This is a genomic window from Curtobacterium sp. MCLR17_034 (genome assembly GCF_003234485.1).
Classification (GTDB): domain Bacteria; phylum Actinomycetota; class Actinomycetes; order Actinomycetales; family Microbacteriaceae; genus Curtobacterium; species Curtobacterium flaccumfaciens.
Genome location: NZ_QKTH01000005.1, coordinates 140281 through 164108 on the forward strand (window position 1 = coordinate 140281; position 23828 = coordinate 164108).

Genomic DNA, 23828 nt, shown 5'->3' on the forward strand with positions numbered 1-23828 from the left:
GTCGAACATGTCCACAGATCCCATCAACCCTGACCTCTCAGGTCGTCGCGTCCTCGTGCCGGGCGGCACAGGCGGTGTCGGGGAGGGCATCGTCAGCGCCTACCTCAACGCCGGTGCCGACGTCGTCGTCCCCACCCGTTCGGATGCGCGCGGCACAGAACTCCGCGCCGCGCTCGGCGCGATCGGCACCTCCCAGCTGCTGCACCTGCCGACGCACGACTACACGTCCTTCGCCGGGGCGGAAGCACTCGGTGCCGAGATGACCGAACGACTCGGCGGCATCGACGACGTGGTCGTCCCCGTGGGCGGATGGTGGCAGGGCGGGCCCCTGACCACCATCGACGAGGACGACTGGGCGGGAGCGTTCACCGGGCTCGCCACGGCGCACATGGCACTGGCGCGGGCGATCGTCCCGCGGCTCAGTGGCGTCGGCGCGTACACGGTGATCGTCGGGCAGTCCGCCGAGTTCCCGGTGCCGGGCAGCGGGCCCGTGAGCATGGAGCAGGCCGCGGTGCTCATGATGCAGCGGGTCCTCGCGGCGGAGTCGCCGGACGAGCGTGTCCACGCGCTCGTGCTCGGGCCGGTGCGGACCCGGTTCGTCGACGGCGAGCCGGATTGGGTCGCGGCGTCCGAGGTCGGTGCCGCAGCCGTCGCACTGTCCCTGGCGACGGACATCGGCAGCCACTCCGTCTCACTCGCGTCGTCAACGGAAGCCCGAACGGCGTTGGAGGCGTTCCGGGCCGCGGCCTGACCACTGTCCGAGAGCCGCTGTTGCACAGAAGGAGCAGGCGGACCGTCCGACCCGACGGCCCGCCTGCTCCGGTCTCGCTATGCGACGACGACCACCCGGACGTCCCACGGCCCGAGCTCGAGCACGACATCCGCGTCGAGTGCCGTGCCCTCGAACAGGTCCTCCGCGGCGACCGGCACCGCGTACGTGCTCGGTTCCCACGACCAGTTGTGGATCACGTGCACCGTCTCGCGGAGTCCCACGAACGGGAGGATGCGGTGGGCTGCCGATCTCCGGAACACTTGCCACGACATGCGCACTCCGTTCCCCCACGCCCGCCGCGGCCTCCGACGCAGCACACTGGTCATCGGCGTCGCCGTCGTGGCCCTCGTGTCACTCACGGCCTGTTCTGATCACCCGACGCCGGAGGAGAACGACAAGGCCTACTCCGGCTGGATGCAGCGCGTGCAGGACCGATGGGCCGGACAACCTGGCGGACTCGGCAGCGGTGCCGGCACCAACGATTCATCCAGCCGACTCTCCCTCGGCACCGACGGAGCCGGGGACCGTGCGCGGATCCGCGTCTCGGTCACATGCCAGGGCGGCGGAACCGTGCAGATGGCCGTGTGGGCCGGACGCATCGGTGCGAACGGGTCGGAGACGGGCAAACGGCTCACAGCACGCTCCGTCCACTGCGGACACGACGAGGACCTGTACGTGGTCACGTCGAGGGCGGCGATCACGATCGGCCCGACCGCGGGAGACGGCAGCGTCGGCTGGTACGCGGCGGCCTACGGCGATCTCGCTGCGCGCACGCGCTGAGCGAGCACCGCAACAGCGGAGCAGCGAGCGCAGCGCTTCCCGCCAAGGGCGCAGGCCGATCCTGCGGTCGGGCCGGTTTCCGGCCACACCACACGGCGGCCTGGAGGCGCGTGGCGGCGCCGCCACGCGCCTCCAGGCCGCCTTCCGGTCACGTCGGGAGCGCGCCGGCGCGTCCCTAGGGTGGTGGGATGCGATCGCTCACGAAGCTCGATGACTGGAGCAGGTCCGACGTCGAGGCCGTCTTCAGCCTGGCCGACGACTACCGCGACGGCCGAGGACCCGCGACCGCGGGCTCCGCGGCGATGTTCTTCCCGTCAACGAGCCTGCGGACCCGGGTCACGTTCGAACGGGGCGCGTCCCTGATGGGCCTGCAGCCGATCGTGTTCCCGGACACCACGCTCGACAAGCCGGAAGCGTTGACGGACGTCGCGCAGTACCTGGCGGCGTGGGCGGACATCCTCGTCGTGCGCCATCACGACCTCGCGGTCGTCGAGGGCCTGGCCGCAGCAGCGGCACTGCCCGTGGTGAACGCGATGACCGACGAGAACCACCCCTGCGAGGTGCTGTCTGACCTGTACACGCTGCGGCAGCGAGGCGACATCTCGTCGTTCCGCTACGTGTTCGTGGGCGCAGACGGGAACATCGCCCGAGCGTGGCAGGAAGCGGCTCGGGTCCTGCAGCTCGATGTGGTCCAGTGCTGCCCCGCCGAGCTCGCTTCCCCGGGTGCAGTGTGGACGGACGACCTGGAGACCGCCGTCCGATCAGCGGACGTGGTCCTCACCGACGGCCCCGGCGAGCACGCCCGAGCGCTCGAACCGTTCCGGATCACCGCGGCCCTGCTCGACCTCGCGCCGACAGGGGTGCTACTCGACCCGTGTCCGCCCTTCGTGCGCGGTCGGGAGGTCAGCGCCGATGCGCTCGAACACCCTGCCTTCGTCGGGCATGCTTTCAAGGCCGCGCTGCTGCCGGTCCAGCAAGCCGTCATGGCGCACTGCCTCGAACTGATGTGCGTCACTGTCGGCGGGTCGGACCTACGCGGCTCGTGTTCCGCGCCCACACCGGAGCACTGACTGTGGGAGCAGGCGGACCGTCCGACCCGACGGCCCGCCTGCTCCGGTCTCGCTATGCGACGACGACCACCCGGACGTCCCACGGCCCGAGCTCGAGCACGGCGTCCGCGGCGAGCGCCGTGCCCTCGAACAGGTCCTCCGCGGCAACCGGCACCGCGTACGTGCTCGGTTCCCACGACCAGTTGTGGATCACGTGCACCGTCTCGCCGCGGCCGTTGACCGAGCTCGCGACCGACTGCGTGTCGGCCTGCGGCTGCCAGCTCGGCGACCCGCTTCCCTGCGCGACCACCCACTCCGTGATCGCTGCGGCGAGCGCCGGATCCGGGACGGTCCCGACGTAGGTGACCCGACCGGCACCGTGCGACCGCGTGGTCACCGCCGCGAAACGACCGTGGTGCGGGTGGTCGTACCCGACGAGCACGTCGGCGTCGTCGACGAGCAGACCGTCCGCCCACCGGGTGGCCGTCGCCCCGGCCGGCACGGAGAACCCGTGCGCAGCGGCAGCGGCTCCGGCCGACACCGGGATGCGTCGGCCGAGGTTGCTGAACTCGTCGTAGTGCACGCCTGCGGGCACGTCGAGGAACGCGGGCTTCCGTTCGAGCCGCGCACGGGCCTCTTCGTCCTCGTACCCGGTGCGGATGCCGACGACCAGGTGGCCACCTGCCTCGGCGTAGGCGGCGAGCCACTGCAGCTGGGCGTCGGTCGCGATGGTGAACGCGGCAGCGACGAGCACCGGACGCTCCACGGCGAAGGACGCCGGCTCACGGTCGAAGACCTGGGACGGATGCACGGTGTTCGCCTGCAGTCCCGCATCGAAGACGCCTCGGGCGTAGGCGTCGTAGGTCGTCTGCCACGAGCGCCGGTCGGGCTCCATACCGTCGCCGAGTGCCGGGTGCTCGTTGAGTGCCCACTTCGACTCGTTCGAGAACAGCAGGGCGACGTCGGCGTGCGGGCGGAGACCGGCGACCCGGTCCCCGGCGTTCGCGAACTCCGCACCGATCCGGGCGATCTCCTCGTAGGTGCGACCGGGCTGCTGCGAGTGCGGCAAGACGCCACCCCAGTACGTCTCGACGCCGTAGTGCAGCGTGTGCCAGTGCCAGTACTCGATCATCGACGCGCCTCGGGACACGAGGGCCCAGGCGGCCTGTCGCCACTGCCCTTCGTAAGCCGGTTCGTTCATCCACGAGAACCCGATGGCCTGCGCGTTGGTCTCGGTGACCAGGAACGGTGCCTGCTTCGACCCGTACATGCGGTCGCCCGAGGCGAAGATCGACCAGGCACCGGACGAGGTCCAGAACTGTGCGGGCTCCTCGGCGCTCGGCAGTTCGAGGGCGTCCTGCATCCGGTAGTACGGGTTGCCGGCGGTGACGTCGAGCGTCCTGGTGAGCACCTCGTCCTCGACGGTCGGCCGCTCGTAGGCGATGCACGTGGTCACGAACTGGTCCGGAAGCGAGTACTCCCGCACGACCGATGCCTGCCAGGCGATGAAGTCCGTCGTGATCGAGGCCTGGAACCGGCGCCAGGCCAGGTCGTACTGCGGCTGCGCGTTGCCGTCCGGCGTCCACAGGTCGGCCCAGGTGGACAGCCGGTGGGACCAGTAGGTCAGACCCCACTCCTCGTTCAACCGCTCGACGCTGCCGTAGGTGTGACGCAGGTGGTCGACGAAGCGCTGGAACACCTCGGGGTTCGCGATGAGCTCGTTGCCCGGCTCGTTGTCGACCTGGTAGCCGATCACGGCGGGGTGCTCGGCGTACCGGGCGACGATCTTCCGGATGACCCGCTCGGCGTGGAACAGGAACGCCGGGTGGGCGTAGTCGATCTCCTGCCGGGCGCCCCAGCCCATCGCCTCGCCGTCGGTGCGGCGGCGGACGTTGATCTCCGGCACGATGCGGGCGAGCCACATCGGCACGGCGTACGTGGGTGTGCCGAGGATCACCCGGATGCCGTGTTCGTGGGCGGCGTCGAGCACCGGTGCGAGCCACTCCAGGTCGAAGCGGCCGTTCTCAGGCTCCCAGGTGCTCCAGACGGACTCACCGACGCGGATGACCGAGAAGCCGGCCTCCTGCATCAGGCGCATGTCCTCGTCGAGCCGAGGGGTCGGCTGGTACTCGTGGTAGTAGGCGGCGCCGAAGAGGACGCGGTCGTGCTGCATGGTGCTGGGTGCTCCGTTCGAGAAGGATCGGTGGTGGGCGGGGGTGCCGGTCATCCCTTGACCGCCCCCGCGGTCAGCCCGTCGAGCAGCTGCTTGCGGAGGAGCAGGAACACGAGGATCGTCGGCACGCTCGCCAGCACGGCGCCGGCGAGCACCAGGTCGTACGACCGGTTCTCCGACGCGAAGATCGCGTTGAGGCCGAGGGGCAGCGTGTACTGGCTCGAGTCGGACAGCAGGACCAACGGCCACTGGAACGAGTTGTAGCTCTGCAGGAAGCTCCACACCGCCAGGGCGCCGAGCGACGGCCGGAGCAGCGGGAGCACGACCCGGCGGAACGTTCCGAACTCGGAGTTGCCGTCGATGCGGGCCGCTTCGATGAGTTCGTCGGGGATCGCCTGCACGATGAACTGCTGCATCATGAAGATGCCGAACGCCGGCGCCACCCACGGGACGACGAGCGAGAACCACGGGTTCGTCAGCCCGGACTTCACCACCAGGATGAAGAGCGGTACGAGGATCACCGCGAACGGCACCGAGAGCGACGAGAACATCACCGCGAACAGGATCCGCTTGCCCCGGAACCGGAACTTCGCGAACCCGTACCCGGCCATCGCGCAGACGAACACGGACACGACGGTCGCGATCAGGGCGGTGCCGACACTGATGCCGAACCAGGCCCAGAACGGCTGGGTGGCGAGCAGGTTCGTGTAGTTCTCCCCCGTCGCCGGGCTCGGGATGAGCGTGGGCGGTGTCGCGAAGATGTCGCCACGCTGTTTGAACGAGCCGGACAGCGCCCAGAGCAGCGGGAACACGAACACCAGCAGCAGAGCCACGAGTGTGGCGTAGAGCAGGCCGCGGCGAGCGATCCAGCCCCTGGTGCGGGGCGGGCCGGACCGGGGCGCCCGGCTTCCGGCGGTCGTGACGGCCCGGGTGTCCGGGCGGTCGGTGGTGGCGGTCATGCGTCCCTCCCGATGGCGAGTGCGCGGTTGAGGATCTGGCTGACGCCGAACACGACGACGAACAGCACGACACCGGCGGCTGCCGCGTACCCGAACTGCTGCCGTTCGAAGGCGGCGCGGTAGATGAACATGGCGACGGAGAGCGTGGCCTCGCCCGGACCGCCCTTGGTGAGCAGGTAGGGCTCGTCGAACAGCTGCGCGGCGCTGATGAAGCTCGTCACCACGACGAACGCCGTGACCGGTCGGATCGCCGGGAGCGTCACGTTGGTGAACTTCCGGAAGGTGCCTGCCCCGTCGAGCGACGCGGCCTCGTACTGCTCGGGCGACACGTTCTGCAGTGCTGCCAGGAAGAAGATCGTCAGGTACCCGACCGTGCGCCACAGGAGCACGAAGCCGATGGCGACCTTCGCGAGGGTCGGGTCGCCGAGCCAGTCGGTGTTCGGCAGTCCGAACAGCGCCTTGAGCGTGGCGTTGAGCAGTCCGTAGTTCGTGTCGAACACCAGGCTGTAGATGAGCGCGATGACGATCGGCGACAGCACCATCGGGATGAAGAACGTCACCCGGAACAGGTCTCGTGCGCGGAGTCCCTTGGCGTTGAGTGCCTGCGCAACCAGGAGCGAGCACGGCACGATGACGAACACGGCGATGAGTGTGTAGATCAACGAGTTGACCAGGGCTGTGCCGAAGCTGGTGTCCCGGAACAGGTTCGCGTAGTTGGACAGGCCGATCCAGTTCGGTGTGCCGAGCCCGACCCACTCGGTGAGTGACAGGTACACGGCGGCGAGCACCGGCACGATCATGAACAGGCCGTACAGCACGTAGAACGGCGCGATGAAGAGGTACGGCGCGCTGCCCCCGTTCGTGTTCAGGCGTCGGCGACGGCGAGCGGGTGGATCGGTGTTGGTCGTGGTGGCGGACACCGGGATGCCGGTGGCGGTGGATGTGGATGTGGACAACGTCGTCCTCCTCAGGCGCGGGTCTGGCCGCGGAAGTCGGCCGCAGCGGCGTCGAGCGCCTGCTTCGGGGAGATCTGGCCCTTGTAGGCCTTGATGAGGTAGCCGCTCAGGACGGTCTGCAGGATCGAGGCGTCGGCGCTCTGGTGCTGCGAGGGCACGTCGTCGACGACCGACTTGTAGACGCCGAACAGCTGCTGCCCGCCGAAGTACGGGTCGCTCAGCGCCGCGAGCCGCGGGTCGTCGTAGACCGAGCGGAGCGTCGGCAGGTAACCGAGGTCCTGGTAGCGCTTCACCTGCTGGTCCGGGTCGAGGTACGCGGCGAGCACCAGGTCGATCCCGGCCTTCGTGAGCGGCTTGTCGCGGAGCACCGAGAACCCGGTGCCGCCGCCGACGCTCGTCGTGCTGCCACCACCCGCGAACCGGGGCAGGTTCCGCACCTTCCACTTGCCCTTCTGCTCGGGCACGTTCGGCTTGATGCCGTAGCTGGCGTACCAGGAGGGCATGTCGACGGCCAGGATCGTGCCGCCCTTCAGCCCGGACTGCAGGCTCGGTCCGTACATGTCAGCGACCGTCGCGATGGCCCCGGACTGCACACCGTCGACCAGGAACTGCAGGGTGCGTTCGGCCTCCGGCGTCTGGATGGCGATGCCGCCGTCCTCGTCGTACAGGTCGCCGCCCCGCTGGAGCAGCAGGATCTGGTAGCTCTGCAGCGTGCCGCCCGGATCGGTGACCGCCACGGCGTGCAGCGAGACGCCCTTGCTCTTGTTGAGCTTCGCGCCGACGTCCATGTACTCCTCCCACGTCGTCAGGTCGTCGGGGATGCCGAGGGCCTCGAACTGGTCGGCTCGGTGGTAGTAGACGCACAACGGGGTGTCCGAATCGAGCGCGTAGAGGTGCCCGTCCTTCGAGAACGGCGTGAGTCGTGCAGCGATCAGGTCGTCCTTGCGCGACGCCACCGACGGCGAGAGGTCGCTCAGCAGTTCGGCAGCGATGTCCCCGCGGAGCATCCGGCAGAACGCCCCGATCTCGAGCCCGGCGACGTCCGGCGTCCCCGTGCCGGCGACGGCCTGCGCGATGAGCTTGGTCGGGATGTCCGCCGCCGCGATCGTGGTGATGTCGAGCGCGAAGTCGAAGTCCGACTTCCGGTCGGCGACCGGCAACGCCTCGGTGAAGAACTTCTCGTAGCCGGGGTCGTGGGTCCAGAAGGACAGGTCGGCGCGTCCGGAACGGACGGCGGCCGTCGACTGCGGGGAGCAGCCGGCGAGCAGCGCGCCGAGGGCGATGCTGCCGCCAGCGGCGGCGCCCCACCGGAGCAGGTCGCGTCGGCTCGGCCCACGGCCTGGAGGCACGGGTGGCGCAGGTGGGGAAAGTCGCCTGGGTACTGGGGTCACGGAGGTCTCCTGACGTCGTCGTCGAGGTGCGTGCGGAAGTGGCGGTGAGCGCCCGTGAGCGCTCACTCACGGGACGGACGCGGGCCGCGCCTCCCGTCCGGGGGTTCAGTCGGCGGGGCGGAGGTGACGCCGCTCAGCGGACGGCGGCGCGCTGGTGGCGCGCGTGATCAGCTGGCCGGGCAGCATCCGGTGGCGCTCGGCGGGCGGGTGGCCGTCGAGGGTGCGGAAGAGGCGGTGCATCGCGAGGCGGGTGGCCTCGTCGAAGTCCTGACGGATGGTCGTGAGCGGCGTCGGCAGGTACGCCGAGATCGGCATGTCGTCGAAGCCGACGATGCTGACGTCCCCCGGCACGGACAACCCGTGCTGCTGGATGGCGGACATCGCGCCGATCGCCATCTGGTCGTTCGCGACGAAGACCGCTGTCAGGTCCGGACGGCCGAGCAACGAGCGCATGGCCTCGTAGCCGCTCTGCGGCGACCAGTCCCCCTCGACCGGCGCGTGCTCGGCGACGCCGGCGTCCTGCAGCGCCGCCCGCCACCCCGCCAGCCGGCGCGAACTCGAGGTCCAGTCCGCCGGACCCGCGATGTGCCACACGGTCTCGTGCCCGAGGGCCAGCAGGTGATCGGTGGCCGCGAACGCAGCGCCGCTCTCGTCCAGACCGACCGCCAGGGTGTTCTCGCGGTCGGCGACGTCCGGCGGCCCGAGCGTCAGCACCGTCACGCCCTGGGGCAGGCGGAGCTGGTCCATCTGGTTCTCGACCGGCTCGGAGAAGACGATCGCCTCGACGTCCTGGCCGACGAGCGAGTCGACCGCCGGCTGGAGCTCGGATGCGGTCGCGGCGACGGTCCGGACGATGGCCAGGCTGTACCCGTTCGTGCGGCACGCCTGCTCGACGCCGGTGAGCATGGCGGTCGGGCCGTACAGGTTCGTGCCGATGGTGATGAGACCGATCCGGCGGGAGCGCTGCGACTTGAGGGAGCGGGCGGCTGCGTTCGGGCGGAAGCCCAGTTCGTCGATCGCCTTGAGGACCCGGGCGCGGACCGCCTCGGTGACGTGCGGTTCGTCGTTCACCACGCGGGAGACGGTCTTCTGGGAGACGCCGGCCAGGGTCGCGACGTCGGTCATGGAGGCCGGACGGAGGCGATGAACCGATGCGTTGCCGCTCATCGTCAGCTCCTTCGCTGCTCCGTGGGACCGGCCAGGACCGGATGTGGGAGCAAGACAACCACGGGATTGTCTACGTAGTCAAGAGCGATTCCGCGGTGCCACCGCGGGTGCGAGGTTGTGGCTTGTACTGATGTGCAGCATTCTGGATCGATTGGCCGTGCCGTGGCGCGAACCGAGAGGAAGAACATGAAGAAGATCCGGGTCGCATGCCACGCGGGCGGAGACAGGCGGTGAGGGCGTCAAGCACCCGACCCTCCACTCGCAGAGCTGCCACCGCCGCCCTGATGGTCACCACCACCGGCGCCTCGCTGCTGGCGGTCGACAACCTGCTCGGCTTCATCGGAACGCATCTGGTCGCAGCAGGGCAAGTGTTGATGGTCGCTGCTATTTCCGTGTCAGCAGGAGTCGTCGCCGCTGCCGGTGCTGCGCTCGCTCGCGACGCCGTGCACCTCGTCATCGCGGCCGCCACCGTCGTCTTCGTGACCACCCTGTCGCCGGCGACCAGCAGCCAGCTGTGGCTCCCCATCGCGGTCGTCCTGCAGGCGCTCGTCCCGTTGACCTTCGCTGCCGGCGGGCTGCTGGTCCTTCGCGGTCCACAGAACTTCGCCGCCGTGCGGGTCCTCGCGGTGATGCTCGTGGGGTTCGCCGCCGCTTGGATCGTCACCGCGTTCATCCCGGTGGCGCTCGTGGCGTTCCTCCTCGCGCAGGCCGGCACGCTGGTCGTCGGGGCTGCCCTCAGCCTGCAGCCGGTTCTTCGCCGCGCCCGGAGTCTTGTGCGTGCGCTGTGGGCGAGTGCGGAGGTCCGCTGAGGAGCCCCTCTGCACGTCGCTGGGCGATGTGCGTTCGACGCGGTGCGGATACGATCGTGCGCGCATCCTGACTCAACGAGGGCAACGGGGTGTTCGAGGGGGAGAACGTCGTGGTGCGTCAACAGGGGCACGTGGGTCCCGGATCGTCTGCCAGACGCGCGCTCGCGGTCGGCCTGGCGATCGCCCTGTCGGCCGCAGCTCTGGTCGGCATCCGTGCAACGGCAGGATCAGCGGACACCGCAGCCTCGGCGGTGACGGTCACGAAGGTCACCGCGACGACGACCGTCACCTCGACCGGCACCGCCGTTCGCACCACGCTCAAGGTCAAGAACACCGCCTCGGTGCGGAAGCCGGCCTCCTCCGCGTGGCTGTACCTGTCCGCCGGCACGAAGAAGTACACGCTCGGCCGGGTCGCGGTGAAAGCACTCGCCGCTGGGTCGAGCACCTCGGTCACCGCAGTTCGCGGGACACCTTCCCGTGCCGAAGCCGGCAAGTACTCCGTCCTCGCCTGCGTGGGTGCGTACTCGGCGAAGCAGTGCCGCACGTCGACCGCGACCGTCACCACCAAGCCGACGACCCGCGCGCGTCCGGAGACGGGCGTGATACTCGACGTCGCTCGCGCCTACTACCCCGTGGCGTTGCTCAAGCGGTACATCGACCTCCTCGCCGACGACGGCGGCCGCTTCCTGCACCTGCACCTCACCGATGACCAGAACGTCGGGATCGAGAGCACGGTCCTCGGCCAGACCCTCGCCAACGCTGACCTCGACGACGGCGTGTACACGAGCCGCGTGACCCATCGCCCGTTCCTGAGCGCCGCGCAGGCACGCACGATCGCCGCCTACGGGGCGAAGCGAGGCGTCGCGATCGTGCCGGAGATCGACACTCCCGGACACATGGCTGCGGCATTCGACCTGCTCGAGGCGCAGCACGGCACGAAGTGGGTCGACCGCATCCGTTCGGGCGAGAACGAGCTCGACACGTCGGCGCCCGAGAGTTTTGCGCTGGCGAAGAAGCTGTACGCGGAGGTGCAGCAGACCTTCCCCTCCAGCCGAACCGTGCACATCGGCGGCGACGAATGGGGCGACGACGTCTCCGCCGCCCAACGCGTCGCCTGGATGAACGCGATGGCGGCCACGGTCGGCAACCGCGAAGTCTGGGCGTGGAACGACGGGATCGATCGGGTCGCGGTCGGGCGGCTGGACCCACGCATCCACGTCACGTACTGGAGCTTCGACGGCGACACCGAGGACGCAGCGGAGCGCCGCGAACGCCGAGCACGGCGGGCGAGTGCGGTCGACCTGCAGCAGGCCGGGATCGACCTGCTCAACTACAACTCGTACTACCTCTACGAGGTGCCGACCGACCTCGACCCGGCCGACAGCGAGTACACCGTCGCCGATCTCCGCGAGAACTGGTCGCTCCGGGCGTGGGACGGCGACTCCGGTTCGCTGCTCGCGGCTCCGATGTCGGGCGCCGCCGTCGCGATCTGGGGTGAGGACCTTGAGGACCCGCCATCTGACGCGCTCCTGCGGTGGAGCGCGCCGCACGTGACGGCGATGATCGAGACCGCAGCCTCCTGACGGACGCGTGTCGCGCCTCCAGGCCGATCGCTGGAACCGCCGGACCCGCCGCCTGCCTACCCGAGCGGCTCGACGCCGTAGCTGGTGACCACCGCACGCAACTCGTCCAGGTACGCCTGCGCCTGCACGGTGAGGGGAACCGAGGCGTGCGCGATCCAGCCGATCTCGATGCGTTCGTCGACGTCGAGTGGGATGGCGACGATCTCGGGGTCGAGGTCGTCGCTGATCAGCCCGGTCGAGATCGTGTACCCGCCCAGGCCGATCATGAGGTTGAAGATCGTCGCCCGGTCCGAGACACGGATCTCCCGCTTGCTCGACATCGTCGACAGGATCTCCTCGGCCAGGTAGAAGGAGTTGTTCGCACCCTGGTCGAACGTGAGCCGAGGCAGGTCGGCGAGGTCCTCGAGGGTCGCACGCTCCCGCGACGCGAGCGGGTTCCGCTTGGCCACGAAGATGTGCGGCTGCGCGACGAACAGCGGTGTGAACACGACGCCGGCGTCCCGCAGCAGCTTGCCGAGCACCTGCTTGTTGAAGTCGTTGCGGTAGAGGATGCCCACCTCGCTGCGCAGGGTGCGGACGTCCTCGATGATGTCCCAAGTGCGCGTCTCGCGGAGTGAGAACTCGTACTCGTCCGCAGCCGCTGCTTCGACCATGCGGACGAAGGCCTCCACCGCGAACGAGTAGTGCTGGGCGGACACCCCGAGCAGCCGACGCGACCGCTGGCCGCCGACGTAGCGCTGCTCGAGCAGGGAGACCTGCTCGACGACCTGCCGGGCGTACCCGAGGAACTCGACGCCGTCGACGGTGAGCACGACTCCTCGGGCTGATCGGGTGAAGAGCGGGCGCCCGATCCGCGTCTCGAGGTCCTTCATCGCCGCGGACATCGTCGGCTGCGACACGTAGAGCAGGTCGGCCGCTGCGCTGATCGAGCCCTCCGTCGCGACCTCGATGAAGTACCGGAGCTGCTGCAGGGTGATGTCGTTCGAGACCCGGGCCATAGGCCGAGGCTATACCGGTGCATAGCGTCTCGGTATTACCTGATGGCTCGCCATTCCCGTCATGATCGACGTATCCCCTTCCCCAGCGCCCGCGGGCGCTCGACGAACAGATTGCCGACCATGGCGAACGACCTCACCTTCAGCATCACCCGGACCCGGTTCGACGAGGACTACTCCCCCGCCGACAGCTCCCGGCTGACCACGAACTTCGCCAACCTGGCGCGCGGCGAGCGCCGGCAGGAGAACCTCCGCGCTGCGCTGGCGATGATCGACGGGCGCGCGAACGAGCTCTTGGCTGCCGGTGACCGCTACCGCCTGCAGCTCGACATCGTCTCGGCCGCACTGCAGTTCTCCGACGGTGGATCGGACGCCGAGTTCCCGCTGCTCGAGATGCTCGACGTCACGATCGTCGACCAGCACACCGGCGAGCACCACCACGGCATCCTCGGCAACAACTTCTCGTCGTACCTGCGCGACTACGACTTCTCCGTCCTGCTGCCGTCATCGCCGGGCTTGCCGTCTGACTTCGGGGCGCTGCACGGGGCGCTCTTCCAGCGCTTCCTGGAGTCGTCCGCGTTCCGCTCAGACTTCAGTGCCGAGCCCGTCGTGTGCATCAGCGTCTCGACGAGCCAGACCTACCGCCGCACCGGGTACGTCCACCCGGTCCTCGGCGCCGAGTACGAGCACGAGCACTCCTCGCTCACCGACGACTACTTCGGCCGGATGGGCATGCGGGTCCGCTACTTCCAGCCCGCCGGGGCGTCGGCCCCGCTCGCGTTCTACACCCGCGGCGACCTGACCGGCGACTACACGGACCTGCAGCTCATCGGCACGATCGCCACCATGGAGACGTTCCAGAAGATCTACCGCCCGGAGGTCTACGCCGCGAACACCCCGGCCGGGAGCACCTACCGCCCCACCCTCGACCACACCGACTTCACGCCCACCCCGGTGACGTACGACCGCGAGGAGCGCAGCCGCCTCGGGATCACGCAGGGCCGGTGGACCGAGGAGCACCTGGTGCGGCCGCACCACGCACTCCTCGCCCGGTGGGCTGACCCCGCCCTCGCGCGCTGACTTCCTCTGCCCTTCGACTGACTGGACCGTCACTCCCATGCGTTCTCTCCTCCCCACCTCGATCGTCGGCAGCCTGCCGAAACCGTCCTGGCTCGCCGAGCCCGAGAAGCTCTGGTCCCCCTGGAACCTGCAGGGCGCAGCGCTCACCGAGGGCAAGCAGGACGCACTCCGCTCCGCCGTCCACGAGCAGGAGCGCCGCGGCATCGACATCGTCAGCGACGGCGAGCAGACCCGCCAGCACTTCGTCACGACGTTCATCGAGCACCTGGACGGCGTCGACCTCGAGCGCAAGGAGACCGTCCGGATCCGTGACCGGTACGACGCGGCCGTCCCGACCGTCGTCGGTGCCGTCAGCCGACGCGCACCCGTGTTCGTGGACGACGCCCGCTTCCTCCGCGCCCAGACCGACCGTCCGATCAAGTGGGCACTCCCCGGCCCGATGACCATGATCGACACGCTCTCCGACCAGCACTACAAGAGCCGCGAGAAGCTGGCGTGGGAGTTCGCCACGATCCTCAACCAGGAAGCTCGCGAGCTCGAAGCCGCCGGCGTCGACATCATCCAGTTCGACGAGCCCGCCTTCACCGTCTTCCACGACGAGGTGCAGGACTGGGGCGTGGCCGCGCTCGAACGCGCGACCGAGGGCCTGCGCGCCGAGACCGCCGTGCACATCTGTTACGGCTACGGCATCGAGGCCAACAACAAGTGGAAGGAAACGCTCGGCGCGGAGTGGCGGCAGTACGAGCAGTCCTTCCCGCTGCTGCAGCAGTCGTCGATCGACATCGTCTCGCTGGAGTCCATCCACTCCCACGTTCCCCTCGAGCTCGTGGAACTGATCCGCGGGAAGAAGGTCATGCTCGGGGCGATCGACGTCGCGACCGAGACCGTGGAGACCCCGGAAGAGGTCGCGGAGGTGCTACGTAGGGCGCTTGAGTTCGTCGATGCAGACAAGCTCATCCCGAGTTCCAACTGCGGGATGGCTCCCCTGGCGCGGGGTGCGGCGCTGGACAAGCTCGGCGCGCTGTCGGCTGGTGCGGACATCGTGCGGGCCGAGCTCGTCGGCACGGCGGTCCCGTCGGCCCACTGATCACCGCGAGACACCACGGCGGCTCTCTTCCGGAAGGAGGAGAGCCGCCGTTCGTGTTGCGTCCGCCGCGTGGGCGGCTCTCGATCCGGCCTGGAGGCCCGGCTGCGGTTGCGCCGACAGGTGGCGTCGACACCGGGTACGGATCACGACAGGCGTCTCGCCGTCACCATCGGCGTGCGTCCGGTGGTTGATCGAGTCCACCCCGCCCACCAGGGGGACGGCGTCTGCGAAGCGTCAGACTCGAGGGCGTTGACTACGTTCATGATCACCAAGGGCGTCATCCACCAGGTCGAGAGTGCGACTGTCCGGGATCGCAACGGCGTATCAGTCGGCAAGGTCGTGCAGGTGTTCCCCTCCGACGAGGACGGCAGTGCGGCCTACGTCTGTGTCGCGACGGGACTGCTCGGGCGACACCAGGCGCTCGTCCCCGCCGACGACGCCACGTTCGACGGCACGGACGTGCACGTCGGGTACACGAAGGACGCAATCAAGGACGCGCCGTCCCTCGGAGCCGGACACACCTTGTCCCCCGCCGAGGCGAACGCCGTCCGCGGACACTTCGGGCTGTCCCCCGTCGGCGCTGCAACCGGGGACATGGGCGACCCACACGAGAACCTCGACCAGGCCGGGACGGGTCTTGCGGGTGCGGACGACACCGAGGGCGCAGGGACGACCCCGCCGGCCTGAACCACACCGGGGTGAACAGCGCCGAGGCCACGGCTTTCGCCCACACCCAAGCAAGCCAGCGGCCGGTCCTCTGGCGGGTGCGTACTCCCTCGTTGATGCGCGTTGCTGTGAGCGTGGCCGACGCGGGTCTCTCGGAGGAGCATGCCCGTCTTCGTCCGACGGGCTCCGCGGCCATCACACACGCGCAGCACCGCGATGAGGCTGTTGCGAACCCCCACCTCGTCGCAGCGTGGTCACGTGTCATGGGAAGTCACCCTCCGACACACATCGACACAACCCTTCTCGCGGGCGTTCGGCGATGCCACAGTCTCGCGATGGCGCACAACTGGTCGGGCTGTCCGCCCACACCGGACGAATCGACACCAGACGACGCCACACCACGCGACAGGTAGCAACCCAGAGCACGAAGGAGTCCTCGTGACCATCAGCAACCAGACCGCCGACAGCAGGATCGACGAGGGCGCCGACGACGAGCTCCTCGCCCGCTTCCGTCCGATCTTCGACCGCGTCGCTGCCGGCGCCTCCGAGCGCGAACGCGACCACCGCCTCCCGTTCGAGGAGATCCGCGAACTCGCCGCGGCAGGATTCGGCGCCGTCCGCGTCCCCGTCGCCCACGGCGGAGCCGGGGCGACACTGCCCCAGCTGTTCCGCCTGCTGACCGAACTCGCCGCCGCTGACAGCAACATCCCCCAGGCCCTCCGCGGCCACTTCGCGCTGGTGGAGGATCGGTTGGTCGCACGGACCGGGGAACGCGAGGGGTGGCTGGACCGCTTCGGCCGTGGTGAGATCGCCGGCAACTCGTGGACAGAAGTCGGGTCAGTGCAGGTCGGCGACGTGATCACGAAGGTGACCCCGCAGCCGGACGGCACGTTCCGGATCACCGGGCAGAAGTACTACTCGACCGGCAGCATCTTCGCCGACTGGATCGACACCTACGCCGAGCGCACGGACACCGGCGAGCGGGTCATCGCGATCGTCGACGCGCACCAGCCCGGGGTCACCCACACCGACGACTGGGACGGGTTCGGGCAGCGCACCACCGGCTCCGGGACCAGCACCTTCGACGACGCCGTCGTGCAGGCCGACGCGGTGATCCCCTTCGACGAGCGGTTCAAGTACCAGACGGCGTTCTACCAGGGCGTGCTGTTGAGCGTCCTCGCCGGGTCCGTCCTCGCAGCCGAACGGGAGATCGCGCGCGAGGTCCGCAACCGCACCCGCGTCTTCTCACACGGCAACGCCGACACGTTCGCGGCCGACCCGCAGATCCTCCAGGTCGTCGGCGAGGTGTCGGCGGCCGGGTTCGCCGCCACCGCGATCGTCGACCGGGCCGCCGCAGCCCTGCAGGGTGCGTACGAGGGAGCCGGGCTCGACACAGCCGAGGACGAGCGCCGCAACGACCGCGCCGAACTCGCGACCGCGCAGGCGCAGGTGGCGCTGACCACGCTGGCGACGACGGCGACCTCGCACCTGTTCGACGCGCTCGCGGCGTCCGGGGTGAGCACGACGAAGAACCTCGACCGGCACTGGCGGAACGCCCGTACCGCGGGCAGCCACAACCCGTGGGTGTTCAAGGCGCGGATCATCGGCGACCACGCGGTGAACGGTGCCGAACCGCCCCGCGTCTGGGCGATCGGCGCGACCCGAACCTCGTGACGCCTGTCGAATCGGAGACGACTTCCGCGTGACCGCTGCGGCGATGCGCTTCCCCGCCGCCCGACGCCCGCCGGACGCGTACAGTCCCTGGCAACGCACGGCTGGCCGACGATCGGGGAACACGATGCGACTGATCACGGGGACGACACTGGTCGTTGCGATGGCAGCAGGCGCGCTGATCGGCCTGGCGCCGCCAGCGACTGCGGCCGGATCCGGAACGATCACCGTGCAGCTCGCAACGCCGGACGGTACCGCGATCCGGCTGGCGGACGTCGAACTCGCAGCGATCGGCACGGACGTCGTCGTCGGGAACGCCACCACCGACGATGACGGCACCGCCACGTTCACCGGCATCCCCGCACCGGACACCGTCACGGTGACGACGCGGCAGCTCCCGCCGCACGGAACGGAGACCTACGCACCCGGACTCCGCTCCGGCATCGCCGTCCGCGGTGGTTCGACGGTCGCGGTCACCGTGCCGCTCGTGATCGGTGCCACCGTGCAGGGTGGTGTGGTCGGCCCCACGGGACCCGCCGCCGGGCGCCTGATGTACGCCTGGAACGAGGACACCTCGCAGGTGTTCCGGACGACCTCGGACAGCACGGGCGGGTACCAGTTCGTCGGGTTGAGCACCGGGAAGTACCGCATCGAGGCCTACGCCAGCGGAACGGCGTCGCCCGCCGTCTGGAAGACCCGGGTGTACCAGCAGCGAGGGACCCTCCCGGCTTCGCGGGTCACGTTGTCACAGCACTACGCCCACAGCGACTACGACCTGGTCGTCTACGCGGCCTCGGCGTCCCGCGCCCCGTCGGCGCAGCTGAGCGGCGCGAGCGTCACCGTGACGAACGCAACGACCGGGGCGTCGTTCTCGACCCGGTTCTCAACGCTGCTCGACAGCGAGCAGACGGCGCAGTTCCAGATCCCCTCCGGCCAGTACGTGGTGGAGCTCCGAACGGCGGCGACGACCACAACGACCGCGCAGGTGCTGTGGCTCGGACGTCCGGGCGGCGTGTACCGGTACGTGGCCGACCGAGCGCAGGCCGTCCCCGTGAAGGTCGTGTTCGGCGGGTTCAACGGTTGGGGCGGCACGGTACCGGAGACGGTGTCGCGCTGAGTGGTCGGGCGCCACCCTTCGGTGGTTCGGCCCAGCACCATTTCAAGCAACGGACTGTCCGGACGCAGCTGGCTGCGTGGCTGCACGCTATCGCGTGAGAAGCGACGGACGGGAGGCACGGTGCCAGCTGGCACCGCGCCTCCCGTCCGGAACACGGTCGCGGCAATGCGCCCGCGCTCCGCGCGCGGAAGCCGATCGGCTACCGGGCGTCGCCGTGAGCCGTGATGCACGCCAGCACGGCAGTCTTGATACCCACCGCTTCTTCCGCGGAGTGGTTGACCAACAGGCCGTGCATACCGGCGGTGCGCGCGCCAGCGATGTCGTGCGCTGCACTGTCGCCGACGAACAGGCAGTCGGAGGCGTCGACTCCGAGCTCGTGCGCCACGGTCAGGAACGCCCGCTCGTCCGGCTTCTGCAAGCCGATGCGTTCGGAGACGCAGACCGCGTCGAAGGCGCCGTCGAGACCGGTGTACGTGAGCTTGTCGAGCTGTTGCTCTTCGGTGCCGTTGGTGAGCAAACCCAGGCGGTATCCCCGCCCACGGAGCTCCCGCAGCAGCGACACACTCCCGGGGAACACCCGCCACGACGCACGATACGAGGCGAGGTAGCCGTCGAACAACGAGTCCAAGCCGATCTCATCCGACGGAGGTTGGCAGCCGAGAGATGGCAACGCGGTGCGAAGGCGCTCGCGTCGTTGCTCTTGGAAGCTGATCTGCCCGGACCGCCACCGCTCGAACTGCGCGTCTTCGGCGGCAAACCACGACTCCAGCGCAGACTCCGTCGCGGCTATCCCCAGGCTCTCGAGGAAGCGGGTGGCACCCGCTCGTGCTGACCCTCTGTGATCGAACAGGGTTCCATCCAGGTCGAAGCACACTGCTCGCAATACCCCCACCCGACCAGACTAGAACTCGCCTCGTCCGTTCCACGATGGCTCACTGAGACGGGGACTGCGGCCGTCCAAACCTGACGGCCGCGACGGCGCAGTGTGGAGATCTACGTCTTTGTTGCTCTACGTCTTTGTTGCCGCCTTGAGGACGACGACGGCGGCCGCGGTCAGCAGGAGCGCGCCGCCGAGGCCGGCGAGCGGGTACCAGACGCCGCTGGCGCGGTAGTGGCGACGGATGCCGATCGCACCTCCCGTTATGACTGCTGCGAAGCCGCCGAAGAATGTGAGGCCCATGCTGCTGAACCAGCCGGCGTCTGTGCATGGGTCCACGTCTCGGCCGCTGCAGGTGCTGTACGAGATGAGGCTTTCGTTGAGGATGTACCCGACGCAGCCGATCGCGGCCAGCAGTCCGACAACGATGACGACCCAGATGAGGACGAGGTTCCACAGCGCGCCACGGTCACCGAGCGGTACGGGTTGGATGCGGGAGGCCATCTGGTTCCTGGTCTGGTTCGTTTGTCGAATGTCATCAGAGTGCCACGCGGCGGGCTGCTTCGAGTGCAGCGTCGACCAGCGCGGCCGCTTTCCGGGAGGGGTCGCAATCGGAATGCCTGCCGCCCTCACCGCCCGGTTGCGGATCGGTCAGTGAGACGCTCCAGACGTCGCTGGCGATTGCCGCGGTCGTCATCTTTTCGGTCTGCTGAGCCACCGCGAAGCTGTCAATTTTCAAGCGTTTCGGCACGTCCGCGAGGTCGGGGCCGTGGATCCGTTGGCCGCCGCTCCAGGCCAGACCGGCGTGATGATCGCCGTAGTCCTGGGTGGCCACCTCATGCCTACTTCGCGACCCCCTACTCGTCGACGATGACGCCGCTGGTCTTGCTGGAGTAATCGACCGTGACAGGCATGAAGCCGTCGTAGAAGACCACCCCGGACGGGCGGGCGGCCACCGATTTGTCAGCCGGGTCGGTCACCGGCGCCCGGAAACCGAGAGGGCTGCCGGCCACCACTCGCTTCGGAGGATGGTTGATCACGAGCGTAGGAAATGTCGCGAGGTTTTCGTGCCCGTCGGGACCAAAGTGCTTGAGCGCCGCGACGTGGAAGAGCGCCGCGTAGACGTTCGCCATCATCCAGGTCTCTGCGAGCACAGTCGGGACGTCGACGCGAATGGAGATGGCCTCGATGCCCCTTGGAGGCTTCCCGTGCGGCCTCGACAAGAACGTGAAGAGCGGTCGGTCGAAAAGGGGGAGGGACTTCCCCTCCCCAAACGCACTCAGAGGGACCTCGCCGTTCTCGTTCGGGGCTTCGCTCACGAGCTCGACACGAACATCGTTGCGGCTGCTCACGGCGAGGCCGTGCTTGAACTTGTTGTGGCCGACGTTGACCGAGAGCTCGTCGTCGGTCAGGAGGTACTCCGCGTGCTCGACCCACTCGAGAGCGGTGTACGCCGCCGATCGAGATCGGGCATTGCCACGTGCCTCCGGTGGAAGGACCAAGCGCACCCACAGCTCGTCGTCCGACTTGAACGACGCCAGGCTCTTCTTGATGACGTCGGCTGTGCTGGTCGGACTGTCAGAGACCGCCAACCAAGTGCACGGCGCATCGCCCTGTCGAGGCGTAGCCGTCGAGACGGCGTAGACGAAGCGCGAGAGCGCCTCCGCGCACTGATGGCGGAGTGCCAACGCGTCGACCGCGACCTGCATGTCGCGGTCCTCCGGCTTCCCGACCGAGAGTTCGTCGGTCCGGATGCCAAGGGCCTTGAAGAAGGCAGGCTGCTCGGCCCGAGACAGAGTGGGGGCGGCATCGGCGTCGCGGAGCAGCCCAGCAATCCGAGACGAATAGTGCGACCCGGGGTCGGACCGGAAGAACTCGTCATCGAGCGTCTTCGCCTGCGCTGGCGTGAGTGAGGGGCCTTCGGGATGGACCTCGAGATACATGGCCGCAGTCTGCCGCATCAGGGAGTTCAGCCGTGTCGCTGAAGCCCGGTTGTGGCGACGACCGGCCCAAATCTACTCGGCGGGCGACGATTTGATTAGGTGCCTGACTGCTTGTCAGCGCTGGCGGGACCGAACTCGTCTCCGAACCGCTTCCACCCCTCGCCAGGTTGCTCCCCCGGCGGTACGACCGGCGGCCGGTCGCCTTCTCTGTATTTCCCGACCCACGCTTCAGCTTTGCGCTCGACGACCTGCCTTGAGACCACTACGTCCTCTGCGAAGGCATCGTGCAAGAACGGCATGAGCTTGCGGCCGTGTAACCTTGCGACCCTTTCGAGCGTTCGAATCGTGAGGACCATGAGTTGCGCGACCAGCGGCACAGCGCCGTGAAATCGCTCTTCGACGCCGAACACCTCGGCGCCGTCTCGCCGCTTCCTGTCCGCGTGAACCACGTCGCCATAGATCCACGCGAACGCCAGCCGGCGGTCATTCATCGACTCTTCCGGGTCCTCGCCGCGCTTGACGCGCACTTCGTACGTCAATCGGGAACTATTCTCCGACGCCACCCCGATCCACTCCTTTCGAAGCGCCTTTAGCCCGTCAATCGCTTCCTGATCCGCCCCGTCCGCCTTCGCAAAGTACAACAGCGCGTTCATCGCCTTGCCGTAATGCGTGTCATCGCCTTGCGGTAGCAGCGGACGTATGCGCGCGGCCGCGCTCTCGACCTGCTCCTCGGGCGGGTACTCCGTCCGGAGCGTCACATACCGGGAGTCCGTTCGACCGATGATGGTGAACTGTGGGTGCTGCATCTGCCGGAGTGCTGGCAGATCCAGCGCGAGCGAGTGTGCCCGCACCCTGCGGGCGCGCAGCACGAATGCCGTCAGCACCTGCTCCTGCCGTTCTCGCACGCCCTCGTCGCTGCTCATCCCTGGCCAGCGCTTCGCGGGACATCTTGTGCCTCGATCGTCATGTGCCCATCGTCCCCTCGGCCACCGACGTCGCGCGCAGGCGGCCGCTTCACCATCTCCGGAGCCGATGGTTGATCGGTCACCGGTCACGACGGCGACGCCCGCCAACACCTCGCCCGGTAGGTCTCATACCCGCAAGGCGACTTAGCCGTTCAGATCAGGCTCGACCGCACCCGCGTCCTTCGCCCACTGGTACACACCGGCAGGGAGGCGATCCCACCAGCCATCGTGTTGCCAGGACTGCCGGTAGGCGCGCGCCCACACGTACAGGAGTGCGGTTGCGATCTCTTGGTCCGACTTCGCAGGGAGCAGGAGGCGGCGCGCGGCGCGATCCTTCGCGATCAGTGTGAACGCACCATTTGCATGCACCTGATCGATCTCGGAGCTGCTCGGGTAGAAATCCATGGCGTCTGGCCGGTCGGTGGCGGTTTGTGCGACAACGCACCAGAGGATATCGAACTCGCACAAGCTGTCATAGAGTCGGGCGCGGGTACGCGGATCGACAATTCCGACGTCGGGGCGCAGTTCCGGAGATTCCATCATGAGCTGCAACGCACGCGAGATCACCGGCGCGCCCTCGACGTCATTTTCCTTCGACCGCAGCACGCCTGCGCGAGCAGACATCGTCAGCGCGTGACGGATCCAGGAGGCGTACGAGTAGGTTTCGTTCACCTCGTAAGGGCGAAGCACGAGTGACCGCAATTGCTCCCACCGGGACTGCCGCACTGCCAGTGACCCGAGGACGTACAGCCGGGACAGCACCTCGAACATCGCAGAGGCCCGCCCGCGTTCCGAGGCAGTCTCGTTTGTGACAGCATCCGGAAGTGTCGGGATCGCGCTGTAGTAGCGGGCAAGAGCGTCGATGACCCGGTCGAACTGCTCAGATGTTCCGTAGAGCAGAGCTGTCTCCGCAAGCGTGAACAATCGGTCAAGCAGGCCGTTGGCCGACGCGAGGTTGCCGGACGCTGCTACCGCACGCAACGCGTCGTCTGCTCGAAGAAGGAAACGAGTCAGGCGCGGCAGGCTGCCCGACTCGATCAACGCGTCCGCAGCGATTGCGAACGTCTTCGGGTCCATCCCGAGGTCAATCGCGAGCGAGGGCTCTGCGCCCAGGCCTGAGGCAGCGCTGCGCTGATCGTCGAGCATCTCGACGATGCGACGGACAAGCGCGTCGACATCGCGGCGGGCGTCATCTTTGACTCTCTCGGTGTATCGCTCGAGTAGCCGAGGCCAGAAGTGTTCGGCGAGCCTTGTCGTCGTTGTGCCGTCTCGAACGACGACTTGCCCTGGACGAAACACGACTTCCGGCTTCCGGCCGCCGCTACGGTCGTACTGGCCCTGCTTTGTGACGACCAAGGGAAGCAAACCCGGCGGCGGCCCGGCGAAGATTAGAGCCACTTCGCGCGTACCGACTTCGGTCTGCAGCTCGTGCACGGCTGCGACGATCGACAGTCGGCCGTCTACATACGCCGAGACCTTCTGCTGCAGTACAGCCGAATCGAACTGCTTCGGATCAATCGGCTGTTGGTCCATAGCCGGCTTGCCGCTGTTGTCGACTCCGACGACGATGTAGCCGCCGGCAGGCAGCGACATCATCGCGAGCAGATCCTTCACATGCTCGACTTGATGCTTGGGATCGGCGAGGTCGAGTGTCGCCTTGAAATCTAGAGCCTCCTGCTCAGCTTCGAACGTAAGGAGTTCAGAGAGCTTTTCGCGGTCTACGCGACCGTCAACGACAACCATGTGGCCGATCCTCACACGCACAGCGGTCCCACTGAACTGTCCGAT

23 protein-coding genes are annotated in these 23828 nt (G+C 68.4%); 10 read left to right on the forward strand and 13 right to left on the reverse strand.

The features are described from left to right. Positions 1-7: 7 nt before the first annotated feature. Positions 8-751, forward strand: coding sequence for an SDR family oxidoreductase (locus tag DEI98_RS07845; protein ID WP_111100414.1), 744 nt, complete (start codon positions 8-10; stop codon positions 749-751). A gap of 77 nt (positions 752-828) precedes the next feature. Here the strand turns inward: DEI98_RS07845 and DEI98_RS07850 are convergent, their stop codons facing one another. Next, on the reverse strand, positions 829-1044 hold the full coding sequence (locus DEI98_RS07850) for a hypothetical protein (protein ID WP_146243464.1): 216 nt from the start codon (positions 1042-1044) through the stop codon (positions 829-831). On the opposite strand from DEI98_RS07850, the gene DEI98_RS07855 reads away from it, so the two are divergent. Then, positions 1043-1552 carry a hypothetical protein gene (locus DEI98_RS07855; RefSeq protein ID WP_111100416.1) on the forward strand — a complete coding sequence of 170 codons (510 nt, stop codon included), beginning with the start codon at positions 1043-1045 and terminating at the stop codon, positions 1550-1552. The two genes, DEI98_RS07850 and DEI98_RS07855, sit on opposite strands and share 2 nt — an antisense overlap. 188 nt (positions 1553-1740) lie before the next feature. Then, the gene (locus DEI98_RS07860) at positions 1741-2622 is read left to right on the forward strand and encodes an ornithine carbamoyltransferase (protein WP_111100417.1); all 882 of its coding nucleotides are present in this window, start codon (positions 1741-1743) and stop codon (positions 2620-2622) included. A 52-nt stretch (positions 2623-2674) separates the two neighbouring features. On the opposite strand, the gene DEI98_RS07865 is transcribed toward DEI98_RS07860, so the two are convergent. The 5 genes from DEI98_RS07865 to DEI98_RS07885 all read right to left on the reverse strand — a co-directional run bounded on the left by DEI98_RS07865 (position 2675) and on the right by DEI98_RS07885 (position 9247). Then, positions 2675-4774: a beta-galactosidase gene (locus DEI98_RS07865; protein ID WP_111100473.1), complete on the reverse strand. Its 2100-nt coding sequence runs from the start codon at positions 4772-4774 to the stop codon at positions 2675-2677. Positions 4775-4824: 50 nt separating this feature from the next. After that, entirely contained in the window at positions 4825-5733 is a 909-nt protein-coding gene (locus DEI98_RS07870) for a carbohydrate ABC transporter permease (protein WP_110864171.1), read from the reverse strand. Further along, a complete protein-coding gene (locus DEI98_RS07875) occupies positions 5730-6689 on the reverse strand; it encodes a carbohydrate ABC transporter permease (protein ID WP_258370776.1) in 960 nt (319 codons plus the stop codon). The genes DEI98_RS07870 and DEI98_RS07875 overlap by 4 nt, the downstream gene beginning before the upstream one ends. A gap of 11 nt (positions 6690-6700) precedes the next feature. Further along, positions 6701-8038, reverse strand: a complete 1338-nt coding sequence (locus tag DEI98_RS07880) for an ABC transporter substrate-binding protein (RefSeq protein WP_110864172.1) — start codon at positions 8036-8038, stop codon at positions 6701-6703. A gap of 147 nt (positions 8039-8185) precedes the next feature. Continuing rightward, positions 8186-9247, reverse strand: coding sequence for a LacI family DNA-binding transcriptional regulator (locus DEI98_RS07885; RefSeq protein WP_209050904.1), 1062 nt, complete (start codon positions 9245-9247; stop codon positions 8186-8188). A 284-nt stretch (positions 9248-9531) separates the two neighbouring features. Between DEI98_RS07885 and DEI98_RS07890 the strand changes: the two genes are divergently transcribed. Both DEI98_RS07890 and DEI98_RS07895 read left to right on the forward strand, forming a co-directional pair. Then, a complete protein-coding gene (locus DEI98_RS07890) occupies positions 9532-10056 on the forward strand; it encodes a hypothetical protein (RefSeq protein WP_111100418.1) in 525 nt (174 codons plus the stop codon). A 110-nt stretch (positions 10057-10166) separates the two neighbouring features. After that, positions 10167-11639 (forward strand): family 20 glycosylhydrolase, encoded by a 1473-nt coding sequence (locus DEI98_RS07895; protein WP_181437978.1) that lies wholly within the window; start codon positions 10167-10169, stop codon positions 11637-11639. Positions 11640-11695: 56 nt separating this feature from the next. Here the strand turns inward: DEI98_RS07895 and DEI98_RS07900 are convergent, their stop codons facing one another. Continuing rightward, entirely contained in the window at positions 11696-12637 is a 942-nt protein-coding gene (locus tag DEI98_RS07900) for a LysR family transcriptional regulator (RefSeq protein ID WP_017886883.1), read from the reverse strand. Positions 12638-12757: 120 nt separating this feature from the next. Between DEI98_RS07900 and DEI98_RS07905 the strand changes: the two genes are divergently transcribed. The 5 genes from DEI98_RS07905 (at position 12758) to DEI98_RS07925 (ending at position 18255) form a co-directional block, all read left to right on the forward strand. After that, a complete protein-coding gene (locus tag DEI98_RS07905; RefSeq protein WP_111100420.1) occupies positions 12758-13714 on the forward strand; it encodes a putative oxygenase MesX in 957 nt (318 codons plus the stop codon). Positions 13715-13751: 37 nt separating this feature from the next. Next, positions 13752-14801 (forward strand): methionine synthase, encoded by a 1050-nt coding sequence (locus tag DEI98_RS07910; protein ID WP_111100421.1) that lies wholly within the window; start codon positions 13752-13754, stop codon positions 14799-14801. A 261-nt stretch (positions 14802-15062) separates the two neighbouring features. Continuing rightward, the gene (locus tag DEI98_RS07915; RefSeq protein WP_111100422.1) at positions 15063-15488 is read left to right on the forward strand and encodes a hypothetical protein; all 426 of its coding nucleotides are present in this window, start codon (positions 15063-15065) and stop codon (positions 15486-15488) included. A gap of 417 nt (positions 15489-15905) precedes the next feature. Beyond that, positions 15906-17141: an acyl-CoA dehydrogenase family protein gene (locus tag DEI98_RS07920; protein ID WP_111100423.1), complete on the forward strand. Its 1236-nt coding sequence runs from the start codon at positions 15906-15908 to the stop codon at positions 17139-17141. A gap of 226 nt (positions 17142-17367) precedes the next feature. After that, complete coding sequence (locus tag DEI98_RS07925; RefSeq protein WP_146243465.1) at positions 17368-18255, forward strand: carboxypeptidase-like regulatory domain-containing protein; 888 nt, start codon at positions 17368-17370, stop codon at positions 18253-18255. 199 nt (positions 18256-18454) lie between these two features. Here the strand turns inward: DEI98_RS07925 and DEI98_RS07930 are convergent, their stop codons facing one another. The 6 genes from DEI98_RS07930 to DEI98_RS07955 form a co-directional block, all read right to left on the reverse strand. Further along, positions 18455-19147, reverse strand: a complete 693-nt coding sequence (locus tag DEI98_RS07930; protein WP_111100425.1) for an HAD family hydrolase — start codon at positions 19145-19147, stop codon at positions 18455-18457. A gap of 117 nt (positions 19148-19264) precedes the next feature. Next, on the reverse strand, positions 19265-19636 hold the full coding sequence (locus tag DEI98_RS07935) for a hypothetical protein (protein ID WP_111100426.1): 372 nt from the start codon (positions 19634-19636) through the stop codon (positions 19265-19267). Between the two features lie 34 nt (positions 19637-19670). Beyond that, entirely contained in the window at positions 19671-19967 is a 297-nt protein-coding gene (locus tag DEI98_RS07940) for a hypothetical protein (protein WP_111100427.1), read from the reverse strand. A gap of 22 nt (positions 19968-19989) precedes the next feature. Next, positions 19990-21075 (reverse strand): hypothetical protein, encoded by a 1086-nt coding sequence (locus DEI98_RS07945; RefSeq protein WP_146243466.1) that lies wholly within the window; start codon positions 21073-21075, stop codon positions 19990-19992. Between the two features lie 95 nt (positions 21076-21170). Beyond that, the gene (locus DEI98_RS07950) at positions 21171-21998 is read right to left on the reverse strand and encodes a hypothetical protein (RefSeq protein WP_111100429.1); all 828 of its coding nucleotides are present in this window, start codon (positions 21996-21998) and stop codon (positions 21171-21173) included. A 186-nt stretch (positions 21999-22184) separates the two neighbouring features. Then, positions 22185-23783 (reverse strand): helix-turn-helix domain-containing protein, encoded by a 1599-nt coding sequence (locus tag DEI98_RS07955; RefSeq protein ID WP_146243467.1) that lies wholly within the window; start codon positions 23781-23783, stop codon positions 22185-22187. Positions 23784-23828 lie beyond the last annotated feature (45 nt).